Below are 1200 nucleotides of genomic sequence, written 5' to 3' on the forward strand. Positions count from 1 at the left end.
GTCATTGTTTTATTGGCCGCTTTGGAGAGAGCAAACAGGTTCTTGACCGTCAGCCGGGATACCCAACCGGCCTCGCCATTGCCAGATAGCTCGATTGGCCTTCCGTGGGTTAGTTGCCCTTCCTGAACCAGCAAAGCACCGGTCAGGCTTCGCTCGGTGGTTTGCTCGACGGGGTTCCATTCAAACTCATTGATCCAGAGAAGATCGTCCGGGAGGGTAATGGTGTCCAGTTGCATAGCGCTATCCTTTCTCTCAAGGCTGCCCTTTTTAAAGTGTCCTCATGCCTGCGTTTTTCAGGGCTTCCAGCAGTTTGGTTTCATCCGTTGAGTCAATGCCGACATTGACCGCACCGCCGGGGTATTCGAGCCGGATAATTTTTTGCGGAGCCGGTTGTGTGGTTCGGGTGGTTGGTGCCGACGTGCTCACTTGGCTCTCTTGGAGGGTTTGGGCTTTTTCATTGTTGGCCTGACGGATACGTTCGTTGTAAATCTGCTCACTGATCCGCAGGGCAGAGGTGATATTCTTGATCGCCTCCTGATCCCCTTTAGCAACGGCCTCGGCCTGCTGTGCCTTCAGATCGTCACGCTGCGTTTGATAGCGCCGTTGCACAATATCCGATTGCCTGCCCTGCAATTCATCCAGTTCATCTTGCAGGCTGTTCAGAGTATTACGAGAACTCTCCCCAAGGCTGGCCATGTTTTGCTCTGCCGAGCGAATGGCATTGTTGAGGCGGTCTAAATCCTGATTGTTCAGGAGGTTCATCGTATCAGCGGCTCGCTCGCCCTGACGGAGAAAGCGTCTGGCGATATAGTCACCCTGCTCATAACTCTCTAACAGTTCTTCGAGAGCGATCTTCTGCTCCAAGTATTGGCTTTTGACATAGGCAGCATTTTTCGCAGTCTCATTCATCCAGCTACTTATGCCGGTTACATCGAAGGTATAAGAGTGCTGTAGCTTGTTGAGTTCTTCTCTCGTTTCTTCGAGCTGACTTTTTAGTTCGGCAATGCTGCTGATCGCCTGCTCGGTGTTGACGTTGCCTACGCCATTCATCGCCACAAAGGCATCGTGCGCCGCACCACTCATGCCCTGTAGTTCTTCGGCCAGAGTGTTGTAATGACCGGCCATAACTCCGGCAATAGTGGAGGCATCGGTCAGCGCTTCGGCCTGTTGCGCTCCGGCTTGCTCGGCACTGTCGCCAAC

Annotated in this window: 2 protein-coding genes; both read right to left on the reverse strand. The window is 53.2% G+C overall.

Translation table 11 applies throughout. From position 1 onward, the window contains the following. On the reverse strand, positions 1 to 236 hold a 236-nt coding region (locus AK963_RS29300), incomplete at its 3' end, for a hypothetical protein (RefSeq protein WP_476588289.1). A gap of 31 nt (positions 237 to 267) precedes the next feature. Then, positions 268 to 1200: hypothetical protein (locus tag AK963_RS34040; protein WP_175404734.1), on the reverse strand; the 933-nt coding region annotated here is incomplete at its 5' end.

This window comes from Endozoicomonas atrinae, from assembly GCF_001647025.1.
In the GTDB taxonomy this organism is placed as follows: domain Bacteria; phylum Pseudomonadota; class Gammaproteobacteria; order Pseudomonadales; family Endozoicomonadaceae; genus Endozoicomonas; species Endozoicomonas atrinae.